The 10,458-nt window shown below is 73.5% G+C and carries 12 protein-coding genes and 1 pseudogene; 6 read left to right on the top strand and 7 right to left on the bottom strand.

Annotation, left to right across the window (positions count from 1 at the left end):
* Positions 1 to 113: 113 nt before the first annotated feature.
* Positions 114 to 857 (bottom strand): hypothetical protein, encoded by a 744-nt coding sequence (locus tag ABZX96_RS33940; protein WP_355552046.1) that lies wholly within the window; start codon positions 855 to 857, stop codon positions 114 to 116.
* Positions 858 to 1,071: 214 nt separating this feature from the next.
* On the opposite strand from ABZX96_RS33940, the gene ABZX96_RS33935 reads away from it, so the two are divergent.
* The 5 genes from ABZX96_RS33935 to amaP all read left to right on the top strand — a co-directional run bounded on the left by ABZX96_RS33935 (position 1,072) and on the right by amaP (position 3,588).
* Positions 1,072 to 1,569: an Asp23/Gls24 family envelope stress response protein gene (locus ABZX96_RS33935; RefSeq protein ID WP_355552043.1), complete on the top strand. Its 498-nt coding sequence runs from the start codon at positions 1,072 to 1,074 to the stop codon at positions 1,567 to 1,569.
* A gap of 102 nt (positions 1,570 to 1,671) precedes the next feature.
* Positions 1,672 to 1,866 carry a hypothetical protein gene (locus ABZX96_RS33930; RefSeq protein WP_355552040.1) on the top strand — a complete coding sequence of 65 codons (195 nt, stop codon included), beginning with the start codon at positions 1,672 to 1,674 and terminating at the stop codon, positions 1,864 to 1,866.
* Positions 1,867 to 1,872: 6 nt separating this feature from the next.
* Entirely contained in the window at positions 1,873 to 2,259 is a 387-nt protein-coding gene (locus ABZX96_RS33925; RefSeq protein WP_355552037.1) for a hypothetical protein, read from the top strand.
* Complete coding sequence (locus tag ABZX96_RS33920; protein WP_355552034.1) at positions 2,256 to 2,975, top strand: DUF6286 domain-containing protein; 720 nt, start codon at positions 2,256 to 2,258, stop codon at positions 2,973 to 2,975. Before ABZX96_RS33925 ends, ABZX96_RS33920 begins: the two co-directional genes overlap by 4 nt.
* A gap of 7 nt (positions 2,976 to 2,982) precedes the next feature.
* Positions 2,983 to 3,588: an alkaline shock response membrane anchor protein AmaP gene (gene amaP, locus ABZX96_RS33915; RefSeq protein WP_355552031.1), complete on the top strand. Its 606-nt coding sequence runs from the start codon at positions 2,983 to 2,985 to the stop codon at positions 3,586 to 3,588.
* A gap of 235 nt (positions 3,589 to 3,823) precedes the next feature.
* Here the strand turns inward: amaP and ABZX96_RS33910 are convergent, their stop codons facing one another.
* From ABZX96_RS33910 to ABZX96_RS33895, 4 genes are all read right to left on the bottom strand, one after another.
* Positions 3,824 to 4,603: an enoyl-CoA hydratase/isomerase family protein gene (locus tag ABZX96_RS33910; RefSeq protein WP_355552028.1), complete on the bottom strand. Its 780-nt coding sequence runs from the start codon at positions 4,601 to 4,603 to the stop codon at positions 3,824 to 3,826.
* Between the two features lie 125 nt (positions 4,604 to 4,728).
* A complete protein-coding gene (locus tag ABZX96_RS33905) occupies positions 4,729 to 4,950 on the bottom strand; it encodes a helix-turn-helix domain-containing protein (RefSeq protein WP_030021347.1) in 222 nt (73 codons plus the stop codon).
* 452 nt (positions 4,951 to 5,402) lie between these two features.
* On the bottom strand, positions 5,403 to 7,001 hold the full coding sequence (locus tag ABZX96_RS33900) for an ABC-F family ATP-binding cassette domain-containing protein (protein WP_355552024.1): 1,599 nt from the start codon (positions 6,999 to 7,001) through the stop codon (positions 5,403 to 5,405).
* A gap of 111 nt (positions 7,002 to 7,112) precedes the next feature.
* Complete coding sequence (locus ABZX96_RS33895; protein WP_355552022.1) at positions 7,113 to 8,147, bottom strand: hypothetical protein; 1,035 nt, start codon at positions 8,145 to 8,147, stop codon at positions 7,113 to 7,115.
* Between the two features lie 499 nt (positions 8,148 to 8,646).
* Here ABZX96_RS33895 and ABZX96_RS33890 point away from each other — a divergent pair, with 499 nt between their 5' ends.
* Positions 8,647 to 9,243, top strand: a complete 597-nt coding sequence (locus ABZX96_RS33890; protein ID WP_355552019.1) for a hypothetical protein — start codon at positions 8,647 to 8,649, stop codon at positions 9,241 to 9,243.
* On the opposite strand, the pseudogene ABZX96_RS33885 reads toward ABZX96_RS33890, so the two are convergent.
* Both ABZX96_RS33885 and ABZX96_RS33880 read right to left on the bottom strand, forming a co-directional pair.
* A pseudogene (locus ABZX96_RS33885) lies at positions 9,235 to 9,666 on the bottom strand (recombinase family protein); the annotation flags it as partial. The gene ABZX96_RS33890 and the pseudogene ABZX96_RS33885 sit on opposite strands and share 9 nt — an antisense overlap.
* A gap of 583 nt (positions 9,667 to 10,249) precedes the next feature.
* Complete coding sequence (locus ABZX96_RS33880) at positions 10,250 to 10,432, bottom strand: hypothetical protein (RefSeq protein ID WP_355552016.1); 183 nt, start codon at positions 10,430 to 10,432, stop codon at positions 10,250 to 10,252.
* Between the last annotated feature and the right edge of the window lie 26 nt (positions 10,433 to 10,458).

Raw genomic sequence — 10,458 nt, 5'->3', positions numbered from 1 at the left:
CCTCCCCCGGGGGGCGGGGGCCGCCCCCGGGGGTTTCTGCGCGGGGGCGACCGCGTGGGGGGCGGGGCCCGGTTCCTGTCGCCCGGGCCCCCCGCCCCCCCCAGCTCAGCGCCTCACCCCCGCCCCTTGTCTCCCACCCGGTCCACCCCCGTGACCAGCACCGCCACCGTCAGAGGCGCCCCGGCCGCCGCCGCGACCGCTTCCCGCACCCCGAGCGCCACGTCCAGCGCCCGCCGCCGCGCGGACACGGCCACCTGCACCAAGGCGTGATCCCCCTCCCGCCGCACCCCCCGGGACGGGCCGCCCAGCGCGGGCGCCGTCCTGGTCACCCCCGGGACCCGCCGGATCGCGGCGATCAACGCGTCGGCCGACGCCCCGGAACCGTCCTCGTCCCGGGCACCGTCCGCCGCCGAGCCCTCCGGAGGCTCGTCCCCCTCCCCTGGCCCGTCCTCCTCCGGCAGCTCGTCCAAAAGCTCCGTCATCCGCAGGTCGACGGCCGCGACCACCAGCCCCAGGCCGTCTCCCGCGCAGGTCAGCAACGTCTCGCGGAGCAGGGCGGCGACCGCGGGGACCGGGCGGGCGGCGGTGGCGGCGAACTCCGCCTCGACGCGCAGCGGACCCGGCGGCAGGGCGCTGGGCGGGGGCGGGACGGACGGCTCCGGGGCGGCGTCCGGGTCGGCGAGGGAGAGCCGGAGCGCGTCGACGCGGACGCCGGTCAGCGGGCGCGCGGCGGCGCGCAGTGCGCCGGCCGCCGCCCGCTCCGTGATCCACGCCCCGTCCGCGGGACCACCCAGCGGCAGGATCCGGCCGATGCCGAGCTGCTGCCGGACGGCGTGTACCAACTGGTTCGCGGCCACTGGCCGTCACCCCTTTCCCTACGGTCCTCCCACCCTGCCGCACGCCCAACGGACCGGCAGGGCGACCCACCCGAACGGCCCCGCCGCGTGCACTCCTCTGCCGCATCCCCGGAGCGCGCCGGGGGAACCCCACCTACTGTGGTGAACGGAGCGGGGTGACCTCTTCCCCTCGCGCACAGGGACGATTCCTCCCCTCAGAAAGGGATGATCGGCGATGAGCGACACCGCACAGCGCAACCAGTCCGACCCCTCCGGCCGGGAGTCACAGGGCGAGGGCCAGAAGACTTTGGGCGGGAAGCGGGGCGGCGGCGACCCCGGGTCCCGGGGACGGACCACCATCGCCGACGGCGTCGTGGAGAAGATCGCGGGGCTGGCGGCGCGCGATGTGGTGGGCGTGCACGCGATGGGCGGCGGGTTCTCCCGCACCCTGGGCGCGGTGCGCGACCGAGTGCCCGGCGGGGGCGGCGCCAAGGCCGTCACGCGCGGGGTGAAGGCCGAGGTCGGCGAGACGCAGACCGCGCTGGACCTGGAGATCGTCGTCGAGTACGGCGTCTCCATCGCGGACCTGGCGCGCTCCGTGCGGGAGAACGTGATCTCCGCGGTGGAGCGGATGACGGGCCTGGAGGTCGTCGAGGTCAACATCGCGGTCAGCGACGTGAAGCTGCCCGACGACGAGGACGAGGACGACGAGGACGAGCGCAAGCTCCAGTGACGGCGATCGCGGGGCCGGGCGACGACGAGCGCGAGGTCCGGTGATGACGAGCGCGGGCCCCGGTAGGACGGGGCCGGCCGACGGCAGCGAAGGAGCGCGGTGATGAACATGGCGGTGGTGGGCCTTTTGGCCGGGATGGCGCTGGGCTTCGCCGGATACTTCGGCGGCTTCGGCGCGTTCGTGCTGGTGGCGGCGCTGGGCGCCATCGGCTTCGTGATCGGGAAGTTCGCGGACGGGGACCTGGAGGCGGGCGAGTTCTTCCGCAGCCGCTCCGGCGACCGCGACAAGCGGCGGTGAGGCCCGGTGGCGACGGTGTCCCCGCCCGCCGCCCCGTCCGTCGCGGCGGGGGAGCGCGGTTCGACGCGGGTCGCGGACCGGGTCGTGGCGAAGATCGCCGCGCAGGCGGCCCGCGACGCGCTGCGTGACGCCTCCACCGCCGACACCGACGCGCACGCGACGGTGACCGTACGGCGCGGCGTCGGCCGGCCGCACTTCGGCGAGGCCCGGGTGCGGGTGACGGTGGAGCTGGGCTACCCCTGCGACATCGGCGCCCAGTGCGGCGCGGTGCGCCGTCAGGTCGCCGACCGGGTGCGGGTGCTGGCCGGGATGGAGGTGCCGGAGGTGGCGGTCCAGGTGGAGCGGCTGCTGACGCCGCAGTGGGAGCGGTCGGGCAAGGGGCGCGTGCGATGAGCGACGCCACCGAGGGCCCCGAGGGCCCGGACACCCGCCGGCTGCCGACGCTGGACAAGGACGACGGCGGACAGGGGCGGGACGGCGGACCCGGGCGCGACGGCGGCGGGTCGAGCGCCGCCCCGCCGGAGCGCGCCGAGCCGGACCGTCCGCACGAGGTCGTCGACAACGGGGGCAAGCGCGGCCGTTTCTGGGGGACCCGGCGGGTCCCGGCCGGTCTGGTGGCGCTGGTGCTGCTCTGTGCGGCCGGGCTGCTGCTGTACGACGTGGCCGCGGTCCGCGCGAACCGGCCCGCGATGTCCTGGCGCAAGCGGCTCGCCGACGAACTGGCCACCCGTCATCTCGACGACGTGTGGGTGATCACCGGCGCCGCCGTCGCCATGGCCCTGGGGCTGTGGCTCCTGGTGCTGGCGCTGACGCCGGGCCTGCGCCGGGTGTACGCGATGCGCCGCGGCTCCCCGGACGTCCGCGCCGGGCTGGACCGCTCGGCCGCCTCCCTGGTGCTGCGCGACCGGGCGATGGAGGTCCCCGGCATCCAGTCCGTACGGACGTCGGTGGGCCGCCGCAAGGTCAAGGCGCGGGCGGTCTCCCACTTCCGCGAACTGGACGAGGTCCGGCACGACTTGGAGACGGCGCTCGCGGACGGGCTGCGGCAACTCGGGCTCGCCCGCCGGCGCTCGCTGTCCGTGAAGGTCCGGCGATCGGCGAAGGAGTGAACGGACGATGCACAAGGTGCTCAGAGCGGTCAACCGCGTCCTGCTGGCCCTGATCGGCCTGATCCTGCTGGGCGTGGGCGCCTCGGTCCTGCTCGGCGGGCTGGACCTGCCGCGGCGCTGGCACTTCGGGATGCCGGACCACTGGCCCTGGACCCGGGCCGGCGATGTCCTGCTGAGCGACCACAACCGGACCCGCTGGACCGGCGAGGGCTGGTGGTGGCCGGTCGTCATCGCGGCGCTGGCCGTCGTCGTGCTGCTCGCCCTGTGGTGGCTGCTGTCGCAGTTCCGGCGGCACCGGCTGGGCGACATCCTGGTGGACAGCGGCGACGGCCAGGGCGCGCGGCTCCGCGGCCGGGCGCTGGAGGACGTGCTGGAGGCGCAGTCCGGGTCGCTGGAAGGCGTGGAACGCTCCCGCGCCCTGCTCACCGGCCGCCGCCGCGAGCCCCGAGTCCGGATGAACCTCACCCTCGCCCCGCACGCCGACCCCGCCGACGTCCTCACCCGCGTCTCCGACGAGGCGCTGGCGGGCGCCCGCCGCTCGGCCGGGCTGGACCACCTGCCCGCGGAGGTCCGTCTGCGGGCGGTCAAGCACCGGGCGGGACGGGTGCTGTAGGGGCGGGCCGCCTCATCGGACGGTGGCCGGTCTCCGCGGACCGGCCACGCGCGAGCCCGGATGCGCGTGCCCCCGTCACCGGACGAGGGCCGACCTCCATGGGGCGATCGGCGCACCCGGACCGACCGCCGCGGACGCGTCACCACACGCGACCCGAAACCCGTCACCCGCCACCGCACCGGACCGCGCGCGGGGGCCGCCGGTCCCGGTCGGGCTCCCCGCCCCGGCTCCGCCGCTACTCCCCCAGCCCCGCCAGGTCCCGCAGCCGCCGGGCCTGGGCCGCGCGCTCGGCCGCGCGCTGCTCCTCGTACGTACGGGAGACCGCGCCGGCCAGCAGCGCCTTCGTCTCGATCACCGCGTCACGCGGCGCGGCCAGCAGCGCCGCCGTCAGGTCCGCCACCGCGCCGTCGAGGTCGGCGGCCGGGACGACGAGGTTGGCCAGGCCGATCCGCTCGGCCTCGGCCGCGTGGACGTACCGGCCGGTGGCGCAGATCTCCAGCGCCCTGGCGTAGCCGACGAGCCCGACGAGCGGGTGGGTGCCGGTCAGGTCCGGCACCAGCCCCAGGCTCGTCTCACGCATCGCGAACTGCGCGTCCTGCGCGCACACGCGCAGGTCACAGGCGAGCGCGAGCTGGAAGCCCGCCCCGATCGCATGTCCTTGGACGGCGGCGACGGACACCAGGTCGTGCCGTCGCCACCAGGTGAACGCCTCTTGGTACGCGGCGATCTCGGCGTCCAGTGCCTCGTCGGAACCCCGCGCGAGGTCGAGGAACGACGGCTCGCCGTCGAACCCCTCGGAGGTGAACGCCTGCCGGTCCAGCCCCGCGGAGAAGGACTTGCCCTCGCCGCGCAGCACCACGACCCGTACCTGTCCGGGAAGCAGCGAACCGGCCTCGGCGAGCGCCCGCCACAGGGCGGGCGACTGCGCGTTGCGCTTGGCCGGGTTCGTGAGCGTCACCGTGGCGAGCGCGTCGTCGACGGTGAGTCGTACGCCGTCCTTGTCGAGCAGGGTCATGGAGCGCCTCCGAGTCAGCCGACCGCACTGGTGTGCGTAAGTGACTGAACAGTAACCACCCGGTGCTCCGCATGAGCGGCCGGGTGGTCACTGTCTTTCCCGGAAGCGCGGTCCGCCCGCCTCGGTCAGGCCGAGGCGGCCTTCTTGCCCCTGGTCGCTCCGCCGCGACCGCGCAGGGTCACACCGGATTCACTGAGCATCCGGTGAACGAACCCGTAGGAGCGGCCGGTCTCTTCGGCCAGCGCCCGGATGCTTGCACCGGAGTCGTACTTCTTCTTCAGGTCTGCCGCGAGCTTCTCGCGCGCGGCGCCGGTAACCCGGCTGCCCTTCTTCAGAGTCTCGGCCACCCGTGCCTCCTCATGGGAAGTGCGCTCTGGACTCTCATGATCACCCCTCTCTCGCTTCCTGGCCACCCATTCAGCAAGGTCGGTGGGACATCGTTTGCCGCCGGGTACGCGGAATTGACGCCGGGAATTGAGGATTCCGCACCCCATCCATGCTCCGTCGAACCACAGAGCACAGAGAAAAGGCAGGTCAGGCCGTATACGGTCATATGACAGCGGGTCGGACCGGGGGGTAGGGACCCGACTTCGCAGGCTCGCCGGGGTACGAGCCGTTCTCACTCAGATGATGGATCACCCGTCGGCCGAATGATCCATACGGTCTTGATCGGATCGGCGTCTGGGCGGCATTCCGGACACGTAAGACACTTCGGAGCCCCGGGGGCGTATGCCCACCGGGGCTCCGGAATCGCCGCTTCGGAGAACCGCTGCCTGGGCAGGCCGCCCCGAAAGGCGGATCAGGCCAGCGCCACCAGGTCGGCGTACTCCTGGCCCCACAGGTCCTCGACGCCGTCGGGGAGCAGGATGATCCGCTCGGGCTGGAGGGCCTCCACGGCGCCCTCGTCGTGGGTCACCAGGACCACGGCGCCGGTGAAGGTGTGCAGCGCGCCGAGGATCTCCTCGCGGCTGGCCGGGTCGAGGTTGTTCGTCGGCTCGTCAAGAAGGAGGACGTTGGCGGAGGAGACCACCAGGGTCGCCAGGGCCAGACGGGTCTTCTCGCCGCCGGAGAGCACTCCGGCCGGCTTGTCGACGTCGTCGCCGGAGAAGAGGAAGGAGCCCAGCGTCTTGCGGATGTCGACGAGGTCCATGTCGGGCGCGGCGGAGCGCATGTTCTCCAGGACCGTGCGGTCCGGGTCCAGGGTCTCGTGCTCCTGGGCGTAGTAGCCCAGCTTGAGGCCGTGGCCCGGGCGGACCTCGCCGGTGTCGGGCTTCTCCACGCCCGCCAGCAGGCGCAGCAGCGTGGTCTTGCCGGCGCCGTTGAGGCCGAGGATGACCACCCGCGAGCCCTTGTCGATGGCCAGGTCGACGTCCGTGAAGATCTCCAGCGAGCCGTAGGACTTCGACAGGCCCTCGGCGGTCAGCGGGGTCTTGCCGCACGGCGCCGGGTCGGGGAAGCGCAGCTTGGCGACCTTGTCGCTGACGCGCACCTCCTCCAGGCCGGCCAGCAGCTTCTCGGCGCGGCGGGCCATGTTCTGGGCGGCGACGGTCTTCGTGGCCTTGGCGCGCATCTTGTCGGCCTGGGAGTTCAGGGCGGCGGCCTTCTTCTCGGCGTTGGCGCGCTCGCGCTTGCGGCGCCGCTCGTCGGCCTCGCGCTGCTTCTGGTAGAGCTTCCAGCCCATGTTGTAGACGTCGATCTGGGACCGGTTGGCGTCCAGGTAGAAGACCTTGTTGACGACCGTGTCGACGAGGTCGACGTCGTGGGAGATGACGATGAAGCCGCCGCGGTAGGTCTTCAGGTAGTCGCGCAGCCAGGCGATCGAGTCGGCGTCGAGGTGGTTGGTCGGCTCGTCCAGGAGGAGGACGTCGGAGTCCGAGAAGAGGATGCGGGCCAGTTCGACGCGGCGGCGCTGACCGCCGGAGAGGGTGTGCAGCGGCTGGCCGAGGATGCGGTCGGGCAGCCCCAGGCTGGCGGCGATGGTGGCGGCCTCGGCCTCGGCGGCGTACCCGCCCTTGGTGAGGAACTCCGTCTCCAGGCGCTCGTACTTCTTCATGGCCTTCTCGCGGGTGGCGCCCTTGCCGTTGGCCATCCGGTCCTCGTTCTCGCGCATCTTGCGCAGGACGACGTCCAGGCCGCGGGCGGAGAGGATGCGGTCCCGGGCGAGCACGTCCAGGTCGCCGGTGCGCGGGTCCTGCGGGAGGTAGCCGACCTGGCCGGAGCGGGTGACCGTGCCGGCGGCGGGGATGCCCTCGCCGGCCAGGACCTTCGTCAGGGTCGTCTTGCCCGCGCCGTTGCGGCCCACCAGACCGATGCGGTCGCCCTTGGCGACGCGGAAGGACGCGGACTCGATGAGGACACGGGCGCCGGCGCGCAGCTCAAGGCCGGAAGCGGTGATCACGGAAAGACTCCAGGGCAGGGAAGGACGGCGGAAACGGCGGAAGGACGGTGCGGAACGCGGCCCGCGTGACACACCCGCCGCACAAGCGGGGCCGCGGGCGGCCTTCGCCGTCTAATGCCCGAGAAGAATTGCCATACGAACCAGTCTAACGGTGGCCTGCAACCGGATTTCCGGGGTGGTCGGCGGCACCGCGGGCAGCGCGGAGGAGACGGTGGCCGGGCGGTCGCCGGCGGTGTTGCCCAAGGGGGCGCGTCCGGGGGCGATCCGGCCGAAGGCGTCGACGGGGACGATCTCGGCCGTCCACGGCACCGCCTCGTCCGGCGCCGGGCGCGGCCCGGTGGCGCGGCAGGGCTGGGCGATCAGCAGGACGGCGGCGCGGCGCAGGAAGCGGTGCGGGGCGAAGGCGCAGCCGGGGCGGGCGGGCAGCACCCAGCGCAGGTCGCCGTCCGCCGTGCGGTAGGCGGTGATCCGGCCCGGGGTGACGACGGCGAGCATCCGGGCCGCGGGGTCGAGCGGCTGGAGGACGCCGGCGCCGCGACGGGCGGCCGGGCCCGTCAGCCAGTCCGCGGACTCGGGCACGCCCCGGTGCCAGCGGACGGTCTCGTGGGGTGTCTGCGGGTCGTGCTGGTGGCGTTCGGTGCGGGGGGTGCCGTGGGGCGGGACGGTGTGGGGCGGGAGGCCGTCGGCTGAGGCGCCGTGGGGCGGGACGGCGTGGGGCGGGGCGCCGTGGGGCGGGAGAGCTCCGGCTGGGGTGTCGTCGGCTGGGGCGCCGTGGGGCGGGACGCCGACGGTTGGGGCGCCGTGGGGCGGGAGGCCGACGTCCGTGAGCAGGCCGTCGCTCCAGAGCGTCCACGCGTGGCCGGCGGCGGCACGGACGACGAGGGGGTGGTGGCCCGGGCGGACGTACGTCCAGCGGATCCCGCCGCCCCCGGGCGCGTACGCGCGTACCGCCCGGCCCGCGACGGCCAGGCGCGGCGGGCGGTGGTCGGCGGTCTCCGGCGCGGCCGGGCCGAGGGTCAGACGGTCGCCGTACGGGCGGGCGGCGACGCGGTGCTCGTAGACGGCGCCGGCCAGGGGGACGGTGACGAGTGCGGCGAGGAGGAGGGGGAGGAGCAGCCGCGGGGGCCCGCGGCGGGCCGTCCTCATGGGGCCGCCCCCTTCGCCCTTCGGGTGGTGCGTTCAGGTGCCGTTCACGTGTCGTCGTACGGGGCCGGGTGCCGGGGCCCGGGGGCCGGGCGATCCCGGTCCGGACGCTGGGGCCCGGACGATCCCGGTCCGGGGGCCGGGCGATCGGGGTCCGGACGCTGGGGCCCGGACGGTCGGGTGCGGCGGTCCGGCCCGGCCGTCCGTCCGCGTTCTCCCGGGGGCGCACAGAACATGGCTGGTCAGCCCCCTCCCCGGCCGATGTGAGCGGCGCAATCACATCCCTGGTCAAGCGGCCGAGCTCGTGGGCCGTCGCCGCCGGGACGGTCACGTGGAGCTGGATTTCGCGCCGGGGACGTAGGTAGTGCACTTCCAGCCGGAAGGCATCGTACAGGCGGCGCTGCTCGGCCTCGGGCAGGTTGGCGAGGCTGGTGCCGAGCCGGGGTAGCGCGTCGATGAGATCCGGGTTGGTCCCCTCGTCGCTATTCGCGCTCTGCTCGTATTGTTTGAGCTGGGTGAGCAGCTCGCGGCGTTTGCGTTCATGGTGGTCGAAGCGTTGGCGGATGCTGCGGCGGTATTCGCGGGTGGTGTCCGGGTCGCCGTCGTCCTCGGTTTCGTCGAGTTCCTCCAGGAGCCGTTGTTTGCGGCGTTCGGTGGTCTGGATGTCCTTGCGGAGCTGTTCGGCCCGCTGAGCGTCGTCGTCGCCGGAGGCGGTGACTGCGGCGGCCAGTTGGGCGCGGAGGTGTTCGGTACGGCGGGGGCCGAGGAGGTGTTCGCCGAAGAACCAGTGGACCGCGCCCAGAAGGATCTTCTCGCTGACCCACAGAGCTTTGGGATGCTGGGGGAACCAGTCGGCGTTGCGGTGGTGGACGTCGTCGCGGTAGCAGACGTAGTAGGGCAGGCCCTTGCTGGTCTTGCCGTGTATGCGGCGCCCGCACAGCGCGCAGCGCACATAGGAGCGCAAGGGGTAGGTGCGCTTGGTGGCGGGGTGGATGTTGGGCTCGGAGCCGCTGCGCGAGCCCTGCCGGGATCTCTTGTTGCGCCAGACGAGGTCGAAGATCTGGCGGGTGACCAGGGGCTCGTGGACCGGGCGGGGTGACCAGATCCATTCGGAGACGGGATTGAGCTGGTTGCCGCGCTTCTTGCGGGCCTTGCGGTTCCACACCTGGTAGCCGGTGTACTTGGGGTTCTCCAGAATGCCGCGCACGGATTGCACGGTCCACAGCCCGATGGTGGCCTCGGGCCGGTTGGCGACCGGCGCCGGGTACGTGGTGAGGTCCTGGTTGAGGCGGTCGGCGATCTTCTGGTAGCCGAGACGTTCCAGGGCGCGCAGCCGGAAGATCTCGGTGACTACCAGTCCGCGTGCGGGGTCGGGGATGAGGCGGTGTTTGGTCAGGCCCTGTTCGCGCTTGGCGGGGACGGGGTGGGGGACGCGTTCGGCGAGGTAGCCGTAGGGCGGTTTGCCGACGTTCCAGCCCTGCTGGACGTGTTCGATGAAGCCGTCCCAGGACAGCTCCAGCATCTGCAGCACGTACCACTCCGCCACCGCCTGCTTGACCCGCCGGGTGAGGGTGGGGGTGGCGCGTTTGGCGCGGCTGTTGGTGAGGATCGGTTCGTCGGCGGCGCACAGGGCCACCCCGCACTGTTCCAGCTCGTGTTCGATCTTGGTGCCGAAGTAGGTGCGCCGGGCGACCCGTTCGATGGACTCGCAGATCACCGCGGCGAAGCGGCGGTCGGGTGCGTGGGCTTCGCTCAGCAGGTCGCTGATGCCGCCGTCGCGGGGGATGGGGATGTTGAAGCGTTCGTGGGCGGTGCCGTGGCCGCGGGCGTCGAGGTCCTTGCGGCCGGACTCGACGTCGTAGAAGTGGGCGACGATCACCCAGCCGGGCGGGAGGGCGGCGCGGGCGTTGCGCAGTTGGCGGGGCAGGGACAAGGTCGGGTCCTGGGTGTCCTCGGTGGAGGTGCGACCCAGCCAGGCGACCGGCACCGGGGCTTCCGGTACCGGCCGGCCCGGCTCCTGTGGCGACCACGGCAGGCCCGGCGGCGATGGAGCGAGGGACATGAACGGGCCTGGTTCCGTGGACATGGGCGTTCCTACTTTTCGGCTAATGGCCGCCAGCTCGGGATGGTTGCCGGGGGGCCGTTGTCGGGTGGGCGGCGAGCCAGATGAGGGTCTGGTGGAGCGCGACGGTCTGACGCTGCTGGAGCGCCTGGCCGTCACTGCCCTCGACCGCGACGTACCGCACGGTCACCGTCAGCGGGGGCTGCTTGTCCGCGCGTTCCCTCACCGGGCCCTGGGTGGACGGCCCGGAGG

The sequence above is a fragment of the Streptomyces sp. NPDC003077 genome (assembly GCF_040611095.1).
In the GTDB taxonomy this organism is placed as follows: domain Bacteria; phylum Actinomycetota; class Actinomycetes; order Streptomycetales; family Streptomycetaceae; genus Streptomyces.
This window is presented reverse-complemented; position numbering and strand designations above follow the sequence as displayed.

Bases quoted from the DNA above. Each gene is read 5' to 3' on its own strand.
- ABZX96_RS33935 (WP_355552043.1), top strand. From the start codon at position 1,072: ATGAGCGACACCGCACAGCGCAACCAGTCCGACCCCTCCGGCCGGGAG.
- ABZX96_RS33920 (WP_355552034.1), top strand. From the start codon at position 2,256: ATGAGCGACGCCACCGAGGGCCCCGAGGGCCCGGACACCCGCCGGCTG.
- amaP (WP_355552031.1), top strand. From the start codon at position 2,983: ATGCACAAGGTGCTCAGAGCGGTCAACCGCGTCCTGCTGGCCCTGATC.
- ABZX96_RS33895 (WP_355552022.1), bottom strand. From the start codon at position 8,147: ATGAGGACGGCCCGCCGCGGGCCCCCGCGGCTGCTCCTCCCCCTCCTC.
- ABZX96_RS33910 (WP_355552028.1), bottom strand. From the start codon at position 4,603: ATGACCCTGCTCGACAAGGACGGCGTACGACTCACCGTCGACGACGCG.
- ABZX96_RS33930 (WP_355552040.1), top strand. From the start codon at position 1,672: ATGAACATGGCGGTGGTGGGCCTTTTGGCCGGGATGGCGCTGGGCTTC.